The 15,741-nt window shown below is 69.1% G+C and carries 12 protein-coding genes, 1 tRNA gene, 1 pseudogene and 1 riboswitch; of the genes and pseudogenes, 6 read left to right on the top strand and 8 right to left on the bottom strand.

Going from position 1 to position 15,741, the window contains the following annotated elements:
* Nucleotides 1-76: 76 nt before the first annotated feature.
* The gene (locus tag ASV56_RS03545) at nt 77-373 is read right to left on the bottom strand and encodes a hypothetical protein (protein WP_062560812.1); all 297 of its coding nucleotides are present in this window, start codon (nt 371-373) and stop codon (nt 77-79) included.
* Between the two features lie 24 nt (nt 374-397).
* Here ASV56_RS03545 and ASV56_RS03535 point away from each other — a divergent pair.
* Both ASV56_RS03535 and ASV56_RS22470 read left to right on the top strand, forming a co-directional pair.
* Nucleotides 398-1,536: pseudogene (locus ASV56_RS03535) on the top strand (IS3 family transposase).
* Nucleotides 1,537-1,636: 100 nt separating this feature from the next.
* A complete protein-coding gene (locus tag ASV56_RS22470; RefSeq protein ID WP_082724719.1) occupies nt 1,637-2,080 on the top strand; it encodes a hypothetical protein in 444 nt (147 codons plus the stop codon).
* A 394-nt stretch (nt 2,081-2,474) separates the two neighbouring features.
* On the opposite strand, the gene ASV56_RS03525 is transcribed toward ASV56_RS22470, so the two are convergent.
* From ASV56_RS03525 to ASV56_RS03510, 4 genes are all read right to left on the bottom strand, one after another.
* Nucleotides 2,475-2,549: transfer RNA gene (locus tag ASV56_RS03525), tRNA-Glu, on the bottom strand.
* A gap of 112 nt (nt 2,550-2,661) precedes the next feature.
* The gene (gene recJ, locus ASV56_RS03520) at nt 2,662-4,416 is read right to left on the bottom strand and encodes a single-stranded-DNA-specific exonuclease RecJ (RefSeq protein ID WP_062560810.1); all 1,755 of its coding nucleotides are present in this window, start codon (nt 4,414-4,416) and stop codon (nt 2,662-2,664) included.
* Between the two features lie 47 nt (nt 4,417-4,463).
* Complete coding sequence (gene glpX / locus ASV56_RS03515; RefSeq protein WP_062560809.1) at nt 4,464-5,429, bottom strand: class II fructose-bisphosphatase; 966 nt, start codon at nt 5,427-5,429, stop codon at nt 4,464-4,466.
* 93 nt (nt 5,430-5,522) lie between these two features.
* Entirely contained in the window at nt 5,523-5,774 is a 252-nt protein-coding gene (locus ASV56_RS03510) for a BolA family protein (RefSeq protein ID WP_026155100.1), read from the bottom strand.
* A gap of 69 nt (nt 5,775-5,843) precedes the next feature.
* Here ASV56_RS03510 and ASV56_RS03505 point away from each other — a divergent pair, with 69 nt between their 5' ends.
* Nucleotides 5,844-6,470 (top strand): J domain-containing protein, encoded by a 627-nt coding sequence (locus ASV56_RS03505; RefSeq protein ID WP_017998072.1) that lies wholly within the window; start codon nt 5,844-5,846, stop codon nt 6,468-6,470.
* 155 nt (nt 6,471-6,625) lie between these two features.
* Here ASV56_RS03505 and metK read toward each other — a convergent pair whose 3' ends face one another.
* The 3 genes from metK to ASV56_RS03490 all read right to left on the bottom strand — a co-directional run bounded on the left by metK (nt 6,626) and on the right by ASV56_RS03490 (nt 11,509).
* Nucleotides 6,626-7,792, bottom strand: a complete 1,167-nt coding sequence (gene metK, locus ASV56_RS03500) for a methionine adenosyltransferase (protein WP_062560808.1) — start codon at nt 7,790-7,792, stop codon at nt 6,626-6,628.
* Between the two features lie 5 nt (nt 7,793-7,797).
* A riboswitch (SAM-SAH riboswitch) is annotated at nt 7,798-7,845 on the bottom strand.
* A 32-nt stretch (nt 7,846-7,877) separates the two neighbouring features.
* Nucleotides 7,878-9,419, bottom strand: coding sequence for an apolipoprotein N-acyltransferase (gene lnt, locus ASV56_RS03495; protein ID WP_062560807.1), 1,542 nt, complete (start codon nt 9,417-9,419; stop codon nt 7,878-7,880).
* An 8-nt stretch (nt 9,420-9,427) separates the two neighbouring features.
* Entirely contained in the window at nt 9,428-11,509 is a 2,082-nt protein-coding gene (locus tag ASV56_RS03490; RefSeq protein ID WP_062560806.1) for a DEAD/DEAH box helicase, read from the bottom strand.
* A 278-nt stretch (nt 11,510-11,787) separates the two neighbouring features.
* Between ASV56_RS03490 and argS the strand changes: the two genes are divergently transcribed.
* The 3 genes from argS (at nt 11,788) to nagZ (ending at nt 15,721) form a co-directional block, all read left to right on the top strand.
* A complete protein-coding gene (gene argS / locus ASV56_RS03485) occupies nt 11,788-13,533 on the top strand; it encodes an arginine--tRNA ligase (RefSeq protein WP_062562221.1) in 1,746 nt (581 codons plus the stop codon).
* Nucleotides 13,534-13,601: 68 nt separating this feature from the next.
* A complete protein-coding gene (locus ASV56_RS03480) occupies nt 13,602-14,735 on the top strand; it encodes an SPOR domain-containing protein (RefSeq protein WP_062560805.1) in 1,134 nt (377 codons plus the stop codon).
* On the top strand, nt 14,735-15,721 hold the full coding sequence (nagZ, locus tag ASV56_RS03475; RefSeq protein ID WP_062560804.1) for a beta-N-acetylhexosaminidase: 987 nt from the start codon (nt 14,735-14,737) through the stop codon (nt 15,719-15,721). Before ASV56_RS03480 ends, nagZ begins: the two co-directional genes overlap by 1 nt.
* The last annotated feature ends 20 nt before the right edge of the window (nt 15,722-15,741 follow it).

The following is a 15,741-nucleotide window of genomic DNA, read 5'->3' as shown; positions in this document are numbered from 1 at the left end:
CACCCGAGGCGGTCCCTGCCTTCCGCCTCGGGCTGGATCGCGGCCACCCCCAACCAGGCACCGCGATATGCGATTGTCAGTCCAGCGCGTCGGGCGGCAGGCCCAGCTGCGCCGCGATCTCGGCTGCGGCGTCGGCCCGCTCGCGGGCTACGGTCTGTGGCAGCTCGCGGTTCAGCGCGGGGCGGAACAGATACGACCAGGCCGGGGCACTGGATGCGAGGAAGCCGTCGAAAGCCTCGAGATTCTGGCGGCACAGCGGCGTAGCACAAAGGTGGCTCCGGAAATCTGAACAGCCGGGATAAGTGGATTTTCCGCGTATGAGCCGGGCCAGAAATTGATCCAGTGGATCAATTTCCCGGCGATTGGGCAGCATGATGCTGCGAGCGAGGAGAAGACCATGGGAAGACGACCGCGCCGGAACCACACCCGGCCTTCAAGGCGAAGGTGGCGGCAGCCGCGATCAAGGGCGAGAAGACGCTGATCGAGCTGGCGCAGGATTTCGACGTGCATCCGAACCAGATCAAGCAGTGGCGTGACCAGCTGCTCGAGGGCGCGACCGGGGTGTTCGGCGAAGCCGCGAAAGCTGAGCCAGAACCGATCGTCGATGTGAAGACCCTGCATGCAAAGATCGGAGAGCTGACGCTGGAGAACGATTTTTTGTCCGGCGCGCTCGGCAAGGCGGGTCTGTTGCCGAGCGCAAAAAGATGATCGACCTCACTGCGAAGCTCAGCGTCAGCCGCCAGGCCATCGTGTTGGGGATCAGCCGGGGCAGCGTCTATTACAAGCCCGGTCCGGTGTCGGCTGCCGATCTCAAGCTGATGCACCGCATCGACAAGCTGCACATGGAATTCCCCTTCGCGGGCAACTGGATGCTGCAGGGGCTGCTGGTTCAGGAAGGGTTCAAGGCCGGGCGGCTGCACGTTGCCACGCTGATGAAGCGCATGGGCATCGAGGCGCTCTACCGCCGACCTAACACCTCGAAGCCAGCGCCGGGGGCACAAGATCTACCCCTATCTGCTCAGGAAGCTGCCGACACCCGGCCCAACCAGGTCTGGGCGATGGACATCACCTACATTCCCATGGCCCGCGGGTTCATCTATCTGGCTGCCGTGCTCGACTGGTTCACCGAAGCCGTGTCCTGGCATGGCGGGTGTCGATCACGCTGGAGGCCGAGTTCTGCAAGGAAGCCGTCGCGGAGGCACTGGCACGTCACGGCACGCCCGAGCTATTCAACACGGCTCAGGGAAGCCAGTTTACGTCCATCGACTTCATCAAGGTTCTGGCCGCCCGAGAGATCAAGTCCACATGGATGGCAAAGGCGCCTGGCGCGACAACGTCTTCGTCGAGCGTCTGTGGCGGACGGTCAAATACGAGGAGGTCTACCTGCGGGCCTATGCCAGCGTGTCTGAGCCCCGCGCCGGGATCGGCCGCTATCTCGGCTTTTACAACAGCCGCCGTCCGCATTCATCGCTTGACGGGAAAACGCCCGATCAGGCCTACTTCACCCCGCCAATGCCCGAAGCGGCAGCGGCATAACCGAGGCAGAAAACCACTTGGAAATCGCCCAGGACCTGTTCAGATCAATCGAACCACCTCTGTAACCGGATCCGAGATCCAGCGATCCGTGAAGGGTGCTATGGCCGGCGGCGTTGCCATCGGCCAGATCGAGGTGAATCATGTCACGGGAAAGGTCATTATCTATCCGATGGGAGCCGCGCCTGCCGCGGGCGTCGGGCCTGATCCTGACGAATTGCTGCGCAGAAGAGAAAGCCCCGCAATCCCTTCGCTGGCTTTTCCCGGCTTGTGGACCGATCTGAAACACGGTCCGGCCAAGTATGCAGGTCGGCGCAGGGAAAACCAGGATGGATACCACACCTGGACCGAGGCCGAGACTGCGCAGTTTCTGGCATTCCACAAGCCAGGCAGCAAACCCAGGCTGGCTGATCTGCTCATGATGAACACGGTGCCGCGCGCCAAGATGTGCTCCGCCTTGGCTGGCAGAACATCAAGGGCAACCGGATCAGATACCGGCGGCACAAGACCGAGACTGGCGGCGACTACCCGATCCTGCCTGAATTGACCGACGAGCTGCGGCATGTGCCTTCCGGCCGGATGTTGTTTCTCACCCACGGCGAGGGACGGCCTTACAAGCCCGAGACGTTCGACAATTGGTTCAAGGATCAATGCAAGGCGATGGGCTTCCGCATTGCTCGCGCATGGCCTGCGTAAGGGGCAGGCGACGCGGATCGCAGAGGAAGGCGGGACAGAACTTGAGGTGATGAGCTTCCTTTGCACATGCGACCCCGAAAGAGGGTGCGACCTACACGAAAAGGGCTCGGCCGGGCGCAACTGACCGACCAGGGCTTGTTTCGAATTTTCCGGGGCAAAAACAGAACGGAAGTTGTCTAACCTTGGCGGTAGGTTAGACAATGTCACCATGCAACTGTGTGAAAGTAAAGAGAAATTGTGGAAAGTGGCAGCCCGTAGGGGAGTCGAACCCCTCTTTTCAGGTTGAAAACCTGACGTCCTAACCGATAGACGAACGGGCCACTTTCTTGTTCCGCCAAGGTCTGTGCCGGCGGCGTGGGGCGGTGTTTAGGGCTTGGGCCGCAGGGCTGCAAGCGGAAAAATCGCCCGGGCGGGAAGTTTTTTCGCGGTCCTTCAACCAAGCGGCGCGGCATCGTCAAGGCGCAGGCGCACCCGCTCGCGACCACCCCATTGCGACAGCTCCAGCCTGCCGGCCAGGTGGAATCGGCGGCCCTTCGCGCCCAGCAGGGCCGGACCCAGCGGGCCAGCCATCGCGCCCCAGGCCACCGCTTCCAGCACCGGGCTGCCGGGGCTGCGGAAGCGCAGGCGCAGGTGGCTGTCGCCCATGGTGCTGGCGCTGTCGATCAGCTGGTCGGCAAAGGCAAAGCGCGGCGCCGGCGCCGCTTGGCCGAAGGGTCCGGCCCGGTCCAGCATCTGCATCAGCTCGACCGTGGCGCCGGCCGGGTCCAAGAGGCCCGAGATGCGCAGCTCGCCCGCACCGCTGCGCGCGGCCATCTCGCGCGACAGCAGCTGCGCCAGCCGCTCCATCGCGGCGGGGACCAGCGCCTCTTCCACGGTCAGCCCCGCCGCCATGGCATGGCCGCCGCCCTTCAGCAGCAGCCCCTCGGCGGCCAGGCGCTGCACGGCGCGTCCCAGGTCGACGCCCGGGACCGAGCGCGCCGAGCCCTTGCCGATGCCGCCCTCGACGCCGATCACCACCGAGGGCAGGTTGGTCGCCTCTTTCATCCGCGCGGCGACGATGCCGACCACGCCCGGATGCCAGCCCTGGCCGGCGGCCCAGGCCAGCGTCCCGGCGCCGCGCGCCTCGACCTGGGCCAGCGCCTCGTCGCGGACGGCGGCCTCGATGGCGCGGCGGTCGCGGTTCAGCTCGTCCAGTTCCGCCGCCAGGCGCTGCGCCAGCGCGGCATCGGTGCAGGACAGGCACTGCGCCCCCAGGTCGGCGCGCCCGACACGGCCGCCGGCATTGATGCGCGGCCCCAGCAGGAAACCGAGGTGAAAGGCGTTCGGCGCCGAATCGAGCCGCGCCACATCCGACAGCGCCACCAGCCCCGGCCGCCCGCGCCGGGCCATGATCAGCAGCCCCTGACGCACGAAGGCCCGGTTGACGCCGACCAGCGGCGCCACATCGGCCACCGTCGCCAGCGCCACCAGGTCCAGAAGCGGGATCAGGTCGGGGGCATCATGGCCCGCGGCACGCAGCAGGCTGTTGCAGCGCACCAGCGTCAGGAAGACGACGCCTGCGGCGCAAAGGTGGCCCAGGGCGCCGTCCTCGTCGGCGCGATTGGGGTTCACCACGGCCAGAACCGGCGGCAGCGTCTCGCCGCCCTGGTGGTGGTCCAGCACGACCACGTCGCAGGTGGCGGCGGCCAGCGCCTCGTGGCTCAGCGTGCCGCAATCGACGCAGACGATCAGGTCGTGGTTTTGCGACAGTGCGGCGATGGCGGGGGCGTTCGGGCCGTAACCCTCATCGATGCGGTCGGGGATATAAAGCGTCGCGTCGCGGCCCTGGCGGCGCAGCCAGTCGATCAGCAGCGCGGCCGAGGCGCCGCCGTCCACGTCGTAATCGGCAAAGACGGCGATGCGCTGGCCGGACAAGGCGGCGGCGGTGATGCGCTCGGCCGCCTTGTCCATGTCGCGCAGCCGCTGCGGGTCGGGCAGCAGGTCGCGCAGCTTGGGGTCCAGATAGGCCTGCGCCTCATGCGCCGGCACGCCACGCTCGGCCAGCACGCGGCTGACGGGCAGGGGCAGCCGGCTGTCCTGGGCCAGCGCCTCCGCCGCGCGTTCCAGGCTGGTCTCGGGGCCGCGCCACGACCGGCCGGTCAGCGAGGCGGTGACGGAAAGGAAGGCGGGCGAAAGCAAAGCGGTCATGCGGGCTTCATCCCCCATGACCGCCCGCTGTTCAAGATGCCGCCCGCTTACTTGACCGGGTTGCGGTAGATCATGCGCCGCACCGAGCCGGTCTTCGAGCGCATCAGGATGGTCTCGGTCTGCAGGTAGTTCGGCTCGCGCTTGACGCCGGCCACGATCGAGCCGTTGGTGACGCCGGTGGCGGCGAAGATCACGTCGGCGGTGACCAGCTCGTCGCGCGAATAGATCCGGTCCAGGTCGGTGATGCCGGCCTTCTTGGCGCGGCCCTTCTCATCCTCGTTGCGGAACAAGAGCTTGCCCCACATCTGCCCGCCCATGCATTTCAGCGCGCTGGCCGCCAGCACGCCCTCGGGCGCGCCGCCCGAGCCCATGTACATGTCGATGCCGGTCAGCTCCGCCTCGGCGCAATGGATCACGCCCGCGACGTCGCCGTCGGTGATCAGCCGGATCGCGGCGCCGGTCGAGCGGACCTCGGCGATCAATTCCTCGTGGCGCGGACGCTCGAGGATGCAGACGGTGATGTCGCTGTCCTTGACGCCCCGCGCATTGGCCAGCGCCCGCACGCGCTCGGCCGGCGCCATGTCAAGGCTGACCACGTCCCTGGCATAGCCCGGACCGATGGCGAGTTTCTCCATATAGACGTCGGGGGCATGCAGCAGCGTGCCGCGCGGCGCCATGGCAATGACGGTCAGCGCGTTCGGCATGTCCTTGGCGGTCAGCGTGGTGCCCTCCAGCGGGTCCAGCGCGATGTCCACCTCGGGACCGTCGCCGGTGCCGACCTCCTCGCCGATATAGAGCATCGGCGCCTCGTCGCGCTCGCCCTCGCCGATGACCACGACGCCCTTGATGTCGAGCATGTTGAGCTGCTCGCGCATGGCGTTGACGGCGGCCTGGTCCGCGGCCTTCTCGTCGCCGCGGCCGATCAGCCGGGCCGAGGCATGGGCGGCCGCCTCGCTGACCCGGGCGAGGCCCAGCGACAGCATCCGGTCATTGAAATCCTTGGCCGAGCTCATACGGAAATTCCTTGTGTGTCTGATCGTGTTTCTGATCCCGGGGGGCTTCTACGCCCGCGACCTGCACCGGGCAAGACTGCGCGCGCTAACGGCTCAGCTTTCGGCAAGCTCCAGCGCCAAGGCGTGGATGCGCGGCACGATATCGCCCAGGGCGGCATGCACCAGCCGATGGCGGGCGACATGGCCCAGCCCGGCGAAGGCGGGGCTGGCCATGCGGATGCGGAAATGCGTCTCGCCGCCCTCGCGCCAGCCGCCATGGCCGCGATGGCTCTCGCTTTCGTCCAGGATCTCCAGCCGCGAGGGGGCGAGCCCCGCCAGTTTCTCGCGCATCTCGTCGGCAATCATCCGCATCACCCCTTTCATGTCCCGCGAAATAGCCTAAACTGCCTGTCCCGTTCAGGACAAGGCAGTCAGATGAGCAACAGCGACCCGTTCGGCTTCGACATATCCGCCGCTTCCGACAAGAAGAAGCGTTCCAAGGGCCGGCGCGGCATGTCCGGCGCCTTCGAAACCTCGCGGCGGGTCTGCGACAAGGAAGGCTGCAACGAGCCCGGCCAGTACCGCGCGCCGAAATCGCCGCGCGCGCTGGACGACTATTACTGGTTCTGCAAGGATCACGTGCGCGAATACAACCTGAACTGGAACTATTTCCAGGGCCAGTCCGAGGCCGAGTTCCAGGAGTTCCTCGACAATGCCACGGTCTGGGAACGTCCGACCAAACCCTTCGGCCGTGCGGCGCAGGAACAGAAATGGGCCCGCCACGGCATCGACGACCCGCTGGAGATCCTGGGCGCCAACGGCACCAACCCCGAGGTGCGCAAGGCAGCCAGCCGCAAGCTGCCGCCGACGGAGCGCAAGGCGCTCGAGATCCTCGAGGCGCGCGATACCTGGACCCGGACAGAAATCCGCAAGCAATACAAGTCGCTGGTGAAGGATCTTCACCCGGATATGAATGGCGGCGACCGCTCGGACGAGGATCGGCTGCAAGAGGTGGTCTGGGCCTGGGACCAGATCAAGGACAGCCGCAGCTTCAAGGATTGAAACAAAGGGGGCTTTGCCCCCCCCCCGCGCGTTCCGCGCTCCCCCCAGGATATTTGTCCAAGAAAGAAACTCACGGGGTCGCGAACATGCGGCCCTTTCTTTCTTGTTCAAATATCCCGCGGGGGTCCGGGGGCGCGAAGCCCCCGGCCGCAGCCTTACAACTCGCGTTTCAGCGCATCGGCCAGGTCGGTGCGTTCCCAGGAGAACCCGCCATCGGCTTCGGGCGCGCGGCCGAAATGGCCATAGGCCGCGGTGCGGCGATAGATCGGCCGGCACAGTTCCAGATGCTCGCGGATGCCGCGCGGCGTCAGGTCCATGGCGCGGGCGATGGCGCGTTCGATCTCGGCCTCGGGGACGTCCGAAGTGCCGAAGGTGTCGGCATAGATCGACAGCGGCTTCGCCACGCCGATGGCGTAGGAGAGCTGGATCACGCAGCGCTTTGCCAAGCCGGCCGCGACGACGTTCTTGGCCAGGTAGCGCGCGGCATAGGCGGCCGAGCGGTCGACCTTGGTCGGATCCTTGCCCGAGAAGGCGCCGCCGCCATGCGGGGCCGCGCCGCCATAGGTGTCGACGATGATCTTGCGCCCGGTCAGGCCGGCGTCGCCGTCGGGGCCGCCGATGACGAAGGTTCCGGTCGGGTTCACCCACCATTCGGCGCGCTCGGTCAGCCAGTCGGCGGGCAGCACCTCGCGGATATAGGGCTCGACGATGGCGCGGATGTCGTCCGAGCTCTGCGCCTCGTCCTTGTGCTGGTGCGAGAGCACCAGGCTGGTGACCTCGACCGGCTTGCCGTTTTCATAACGCAGCGACAGCTGCGATTTCGCGTCGGGGCCCAGCATCGGCTCGGCGCCGGATTTGCGCGCCTCGGCCAGCCGGCGCAGGATGGCATGGGCATATTGGATCGGCGCCGGCATCAGCTCGGGTGTCTCGTCCACGGCATAGCCGAACATGATGCCCTGGTCGCCGGCGCCGTCGCGGTCGACGCCCTGGCTGATATGGGCCGATTGCTCGTGCAGGTAGTTGTGGACGTGGCAGGTGTTCCAGTGGAACTTCTCCTGCTCGTAGCCGATGTCGTGGATGGTGTCGCGGGCGATCTGCGTCACCCGGCCCATGTATTCGCCCAGCTTCTTCTGGTCGGTCAGGCCGATCTCGCCGCCGATGACCACGGTGCCGGTGGTGGCGAAGGTCTCGCAGGCGACGCGGGCGGCCGGGTCCTCGGCCAGGAGCGCGTCCAGCACCGCGTCGGAGATCTGGTCGCACAATTTGTCGGGATGCCCCTCGGATACGGATTCCGAGGTGAACACGTAGTTCTGTCTGGCCATGGAGGTGCTCCGTTGAATGACGCCGCCACGCCAGGAAGCCGTTGTGGCGGTCAACGTTCAGCGATAGATCACGCCCCGGTTGCCGTCAACCGTGCTGATGACGCCGCCGCGCGGCCAGGATCAGAGCCGCTAGCACCAAGACCAGCGCCGGGCCGTCGCCCCAGCGCGTCCAGGGCGTGGGCGGCAGCGCGCCCGGCAGCGCGGCATCGATGCGGCCGGCCCGGTTCAGGCCCAGCGTGGCGCGCAAGCCGCCGCGCGCGTCGATCACCGCCGAGACGCCGGTATTCGCCGCGCGCATCAGCGGCAGGCCGGATTCGATGGCGCGCAGCCGCGCCTGCGCCAGGTGCTGCCAGGGCCCCGAGAGCGCGCCGAACCAGGCGTCGTTCGTCACCTGCAACAGCCAGGCCGGCCGCGTCTCGCCCGCGATCAGGTGGCGCGAGAAGATCGCCTCGTAGCAGATCAGCGGCTGCATCCGGGGCAGGCCGGGCAGGTCCAGCAGCCGCGGGCCGGGACCGGCGGAATAACCGAAACCGTGCTGTGCGGCGAAGGCGCGAATGCCGAAGCGCGCCATCAGGTCGCCCCAGGGCGTGTATTCGCCGAAGGGAACCAGGTGGAACTTGTCGTAGACCGGGCCGATGCCGCGTGCCGAGAACTCGGTCAGGCTGTTGAAATAGCGCTGGCCCTCGCTTCGCTGGATGCCCAGGATCACCGGCGCGCCGGCGAAACCGGCGATCTCCTGCGGCGCGGTGCCGGACTGGTCGAGCAGGAAGTTCACCGCCGTTTCCGGCCAGATCACCGCATCCGGCGCCGGCCGGCCGGGGTCGCGGGCGGCGGAAAGGTCGAGAAGGCGGCGGAAGAACACCTCGGACCAATAGGGGTCCCATTTCAGCGCCTGGGTGGCGTCGGGCTGGACCAGGCGCAGCTGGATGGCGGTGTCGGGCGGCAGCGGTTGGGCCAGACGCGCCAGGCCGGCGCTGAAGGCGGCGGCGATGACCAGCGCCGACAGGATCGTGCCCGGCACCGCCCCGCGCAGTTGCCGCGCGGGACCGCGCCAGAAGGCGAGCGGCAGCGCCGCCGCCAGCATGGTCAGGCCGGAAAGGCCGATGGCGCCCAGCGTGGCCGCCAGTTGCGCAGCCGGGGTGCCGATCCAGACATGGCCGGTCAGTGTCCAGGGCAGACCGGTGAAGATCCAGCCGCGCAGCCAGTCCGACAACACGATCAGCGCTGCAAAGACCAGCCCTTGCCGGGGGAAGCCCGGGGTCAGCCGCGCCGCGGCCCAGGCGGGCAGGGTCCAGAACAGCGCGCCGCCCGCCGCCATCAGCGCCAGGGCAAAGGGGGCCATCCAGCCATAGATCTCGGGTTCGACCAGGAAGGGCTCAACGATCCAGGACATGGCCAGCGCGAAATGGCCAAGGCCCGCTGCGAAGGCGTGCCATGCGGCGGGCCGCGGGCCGGGCGCGCGGGCGATGCGCCAGCAGAGCGCGGCCAGCGCCAGCACGGTCAGCGGCCAGAGCCCCCAGGGCGCCTGTCCCAGCGCCGCGCCGGCGCCGAGGATCAGGTCGAGCGCAAGCGCCGACCAGGACGGGCGCCCCGGTCTTGCGGGGCTCGGCACGGCTGCCGCCGCCATGGCGCGCCTCAGGCGTCGGCCGCCGTGTCGTCCGGGCTGGGGACGGTGTCGGCTTGCGGCGCCGCGGCTTCGGCTTCAGGTGCAGTCTCGGCCGGCGCATCGGGCTGGGCCTTGGCGCGGGACTTGCGCGGCGCGCGCGGCTTCGCGGGCTTCTTGGCCGGTTTCTCGGCGGCCTCGGCAGGCTCTTCGGCCGCGGCTGCGGCGTCCGGGGCGTCGCTGGCGGCTTCGGGCTGGGCCGTCTCCGCCTTGGGTTTGGTGACGCGCGGCTTGCGCTTGCGGACCGGCTTTTCCGGGACTGCCGCTTCGGTTGAGGCCTCGACCACCGCCTCGGCTGCGACTTCGGGCGATGCCTCGGCCACAAGCTCGGGCGTCTCCGTTGCCGGGGCGGGCTCGGAGGCCAGCGCGGGGGCCGCTTCCGGCGCGGGCTTGGCCTTGCGGCTGCGGCTGCGCTTGGGCTTCTCGGCCGGCGCAGGCGCTTCGGCGGCCGGCGCGCCCTCGGCCGCAGCGGCGGTTTCGGGCAGCGTCGGCGCCAGATCCTCGGCCTCGGCTACCGGGGTTTCCTCGGCGGGCTCCAGGAAGCCGGGGCGGAAGGTGCGGGTCATGAATTCCGGCATGTGATCGCCCATGCCCATCACCGGATGGCGGTCGGTGCGGCGATCCTCGCGGCGCTCGTGGCGGTCGTGGCCGCCGCGTTCGCCCCGGCGGTCGTCGCGCCGGTCGTCGCGGCGCTCCTCGCGTGCCGGGCGGTCGTGGCGGCGCTCGGCCTGGACAGGCGCCTCGGCACGGGATTCCGGCGCGGCGGCGCGCTGCTCGCTGTCGTCGCGGCGGCCGCGGCGCTCGCCCCGTTCCCGATCACGGTCGCGTTCCCGGCCGCGCTCGCGCCGGCCGCTGCTCTCGCGGCCCGAACGCGGCGCGTCCTGGGCGGCGGCCGAGAGGCTGAAGCCCTCGGGCAGGGCGGCGCGGGGCAGGCTCTGCTTGACCAGCGATTCGATGGCGGTCAGGTATTTCTCGTCCGCGGGCGTCCCGATCGAGATCGCGGTGCCCTCGCGCCCGGCGCGGCCGGTGCGGCCGATGCGGTGGACGTAATCCTCGGCATGGCTCGGCAGGTCGAAGTTGATGACATGACTGACCGCCGGAATGTCGAGACCCCGCGCCGCCACGTCCGAGGCAACCAGGAAGCGCAGCGTGCCTTCGCGGAAGCCGTCCAGCGTCGCCATGCGATGGCGCTGGTCCAGGTCGCCGTGGATCGGCGCGGCGTCATAGCCATGCGCCTTCAGCGACTTGGCGACGATGTCCACGTCGGTCTTGCGGTTGCAGAAGATGATGGCGTTCTTCAGCCCGGCTCCCTCGGCGTCGATCAGGGCGCGGAGAAGCTCGCGCTTCTGCTTGGCGGACTGGTCGCGGCGGGTCGGGGTGATCTCGACCAGCTTCTGGGTGATGGTCTCGCTGGTGGTGGCCTGGCGGGCGACCTCGATGCGTTCGGGCGAATGCAGGAAGGTGTCGGTGATGCGCTCGATCTCGGGCGCCATGGTGGCGCTGAAGAACAGCGTCTGCCGGGTAAAGGGCGTCAGCTGGAAGATGCGCTCGATATCGGGAATGAAGCCCATGTCGAGCATGCGGTCGGCCTCGTCCACGACCATGATCTGCACGCCGGTCAGCAGAAGCTTGCCGCGCTCGAAATGGTCCAGAAGCCGGCCCGGGGTGGCGATCAGCACGTCGACGCCGCGGTCGATCAGCCGGTCCTGTTCGCCGAAGGACACGCCGCCGATCAGCAGCGCCTTGGTCAGCCGGGTGTGCTTGGCATAGATGTCGAAATTCTCGGCCACCTGGGCGGCCAGTTCGCGCGTCGGGCACAGCACCAGCGAGCGCGGCATCCGGGCGCGGGCGCGGCCGCGGCCCAGGAGCGTGATCATCGGCAGGGTGAAGCTGGCCGTCTTGCCGGTGCCGGTCTGGGCGATGCCCAGCACGTCGCGGCCTTCCAGCGCCGGGGGAATCGCCCCGGCCTGGATCGGGGTCGGGGTTTCATACCCGGCCTCGGCAATGGCTTTCAGAACCTTGGGGTCCAGCTTCAGATCGGAAAACTTGGTCATTCAGGGCTTTCGTATAGCTGTGCGGGGAACATCCCGCACTTTTTGCGTCCATCGCCGACTGCCGGGAATTGGGGGCCGCGCGGCGGGTCGGGACGCAATTTCCGCACGCCCCTCGCCATGCCTGCCGGATGCAGACAGGCTGCACCTAGCCGAAAATCCGGGCTGCGTCAATCTGATGCGGGAATGCGGCACGCGGCGGCATGCGGCGCGCGCCCTGGCCATGGTTGACGGCCCCCTTGGGCAGGCGCTATCCCGACGCGATCTTACGGATGGAAGCCATGAACCTTTTCTCGGATATTCGCGCGCTGGTGATCGACGCGCTGGCGCAGATGGAACAGGCGGGCGAACTGCCCGCCGGTCTCGACACCGCCAATGTCACGGTCGAGCCGCCGCGGGACGCCGCGCATGGCGACATGGCGACCAATGCCGCGATGGTGCTGGCAAAGCCCGCCGCCAAAAAGCCGCGCGACATCGCCGAGGCCCTGGCCGCGCGGCTGGCCGCCGACCCGCGCATCACCTCGGCCGATGTGGCGGGGCCGGGCTTCCTGAACCTGCGGCTGGCGCCGGCCGAATGGCAGGCGGTGATCCGCGCCGCGCTGACCGAGGGCAGGGACTACGGCCGCTCGGACATGGGCCGGGGCCGCAAGGTCAACGTCGAATTCGTCAGCGCCAACCCGACCGGGCCGATGCATGTCGGCCACACCCGCGGCGCGGTCTTCGGCGATGCGCTGGCGGCGCTGCTGGATTTTTCCGGCCATGACGTCACGCGCGAATATTACATCAACGACGGCGGCGCCCAGGTCGATGTGCTGGCGCGTTCCGCCTATGAGCGCTACCGCGAGGCGAATGGCCTTGAGCCCGCGATCCGCGAGGGGCTCTATCCCGGCGACTACCTGATCCCGGTGGGCGAGGCGCTGAAGGCGAAATACGGCACCCGCCTGCTGGACCAGCCCGAAAGCGAATGGCTGGCCGAGATCCGCGACTTCGCCACCGAGGCGATGATGGAGATGATCCGCGCGGACCTGGCGCTGCTCAACGTCCACATGGACGTGTTTTCCAGCGAGAAGGCGCTTTACGGCACCGGCCGCATCGAGGCCGCCATCGACCGCCTGCGCCAGGCCGGGCTGATCTACGAGGGCGTGCTGGAGCCGCCCAAGGGCAAGACCCCCGAGGATTGGGAGCCGCGCGAGCAGACGCTGTTCCGCTCGACCGCGCATGGCGACGACGTGGACCGGCCGGTGAAGAAATCCGACGGGTCCTGGACCTATTTCGCGCCCGACATCGCCTATCACTGGGACAAGATCGACCGCGGCTTCGACGCGCTGATCGACGTCTTCGGCGCCGACCACGGCGGCTATGTCAAGCGCATGACGGCGGCAGTCGCGGCGCTGTCGAACGGCCGCGTGGCCTTGGACGTCAAGCTGATCCAGCTGGTCAAGCTGTTCAAGAACGGCGAGCCCTTCAAGATGTCGAAACGCGCCGGCACTTTCGTCACCCTGCGCGACGTGGTCGAGCAGGCCGGCGCCGACGTGACCCGCTTCCACATGCTGACGCGCAAGAACGACGCGGCGCTGGATTTCGACTTCGACAAGGTTCTCGAGCAGTCCAAGGACAACCCGGTCTGGTACGTGCAATATGCCAGCGCCCGGGTGAACTCGGTGCTGAACAAGGCCGCCGGCATGGGCGTCGACACCGCGGACGCGGCGCTGGCGGCGGCGGATCTGTCGCGGCTGAGCCATCCGGCCGAGCTGGAGCTGGCGCGCAAAGTTGCAGAATGGCCACGCACGGTCGAGATTGCGGCCCGCGCCAACGAACCGCACCGGATCGCGTTTTTCCTCTATGACATCGCCTCGGACCTGCATTCGCTGTGGAACCGCGGCAATGACGAGACCGCGCTGCGCTTCGTCCAGGACGGCGATCCGGCGGCGACGGCGGCGAAAATCGCCCTGGTGCGTGCCGTCGGCGTTGTCATTTCGGCCGGTCTTGGTATCTTGGGGGTGACTCCGGCCAAGGAAATGCGCTGACCAAAGGCGCCCTGTCGGGATCGAGCAGATAAACGAGCAGCGTCGGAACAACCGGCAGGCAGGCAGGAATGACGGTGGTAGATTTCCGCTCCTCGGGCGGGTTTGACGGGTCGCAGCCGCAACGGCTGGCGCATGACTATCCCTATGGCGAAACGCAGGAACAGGTCTGGCAGGACGACGGCTGGGACGCGCAGCACGACGCTGCGCCGGCCGAATCGCCCTCGCTGCTGGGCCGGGTGTCGCGGCTGACGCATTACCTGGGCGCGCTGGTCTCGGTCGGGCTGATCGTGATCCTGGCGGTCTGGGGCTTCAAGCTGGTGGTGCGCGACGTCTCGGGCGTGCCGGTGATCCGCGCCGTCGAGGGCGAGGCCCGCACCGCGCCGGAGAACCCGGGCGGCGAGCTGACCGACCGCACCGGCCTGGCCGTGAACACCGTCGCCGCCGGGCAGGAGCCGAAGCGCGTCGACCAGGTCGCCATCGCCCCGCCGGCCACCCCGCTCGGGGCGGAGGACGTCGCCATGGGCGCGCTTGGCGCCACGGCCCAGGCCCCCTCGCATCCGGTCGACCTGCCGCTGACCGACGACACGCCGCGCGTCATCGCCCGGCCGGACGGCGAAAGCAGCGAAGAGCCCGACATGGTCGCCGATGCGGCGATCTCGGACGCGCCCGCCGCCTCGGAAGCGCCGGTGAACGAGGTCGTGACCGATCTCGCCGGCAACGAGACCCGCGACGTGGCGATCACCAATGCGCTGACCGAGGCCGGCGCCGCGCCCGCCGTCGCCCCGGCCGCGGTCGCGGGCTCGCCGCGCCCGGCGCCGCGCCCGCGCCGGCTGGCCTCGGCCGCCGTGGTGACGAGCGATGCCGCCCCGGCGCCCGCCGCCGCAGCCGCCGTGACCGAAGCCAGGCCCGAGGACGCCCCCGCGCCGACGCCGGCGCCGGCCAAGGTCGCCTCGGGTGCCTCGCTGGTCCAGATCGGCGCCTTCGACAGCGACAAGCTGGCGCGCGGCGAATGGAACCGGGTGTCGAACAAGTTCGGCGCGCTTTTCGCCGGCAAGGGCATGGTCGTGCAGGAGCACAAGGCCAACGGCCGCAGCTTCTGGCGCCTGCGTGCCGCGGGCTTCGCCTCCAAGGACGAGGCGCGCCGGTTCTGCGCCGCGCTGATCGCCGAGGGCGTCGACTGCATCCCGGCCACGGCGAAGTAATGCCCTCGGCCACGATCCTTGGCGGCATCGCCGGCCCGGACCTCGACCGGGCCGAGCGCGATTTCTTCCGCGCCGCCGACCCTTGGGGCTTCATCCTGTTCGGCCGCAACATTGACACGCCCGAGCGCCTGCGCCGGCTGACCGCTGACCTGCGCGAGGCCGTGGGCCGCGACGCGCCGGTGCTGATCGATCAGGAGGGCGGCCGCGTCCAGCGCATGCGCGCGCCGCATTGGACCGACTGGCCGGCGCCGCTGGAGCAGGCCGAACGCGGCGAGCGCGCCGTCTGGCTGCACCATCACCTGCTGGCGCTGGAGCTGCGCGCCGTCGGCATCGACGCCGATTGCGCCCCGGTGCTGGACATCGCCCGCCCCGAGACGCATGCGTTCCTTCGCAACCGCTGCCTTGGCACCGACGCCGCGACCGTGACCCGGCTGGGCCAGGCGGCGGCCGATGCCATGCTGGCGGCGGGCGTGCTGCCGGTGGTCAAGCACATGCCGGGCCATGGCCGAGCCCAGGTCGACAGCCACCACGGCCTGCCGGTGGTCGAGGCCACGCTGGCCGAGCTGGAGGCCACCGATTTCGCGCCCTTCCGCGCGCTGGCCGACCTGCCAATGGCGATGACGGCGCATATCCGCTTTACCGCCATCGACGACGCGCCGGCGACCGCCTCGCACACGGTGATCGGGCTGATCCGCCGCAGCATCGGCTTCGACGGGCTCCTGATGTCGGACGACATCGGCATGCAGGCGCTGTCCGGCAGCCCGGCCGAGCGCGCCCTGGCCAGCATCGACGCCGGCTGCGACCTGGTGCTGTCCTGCAACGAGACGCTGCCGCAGATGGAGAGCATCGTCGCCGCCGCCGGTCCGATGGGGACCGATGCCCTGCGGCGCGCCGATGCGGCGCTGGCCCTGCGCTGCATCCCGGCCGATCAGGACATTGCCGCGCTGCGCGCAGAACTGGCGGCGCTTGGCGGGCTGCTGGCCTGAGCGGTTGACGAACCCCGCGC

This window comes from Paracoccus aminovorans, from assembly GCF_001546115.1.
Taxonomy (GTDB): Bacteria; Pseudomonadota; Alphaproteobacteria; order Rhodobacterales; family Rhodobacteraceae; genus Paracoccus; species Paracoccus aminovorans_B.
This window is presented reverse-complemented; position numbering and strand designations above follow the sequence as displayed.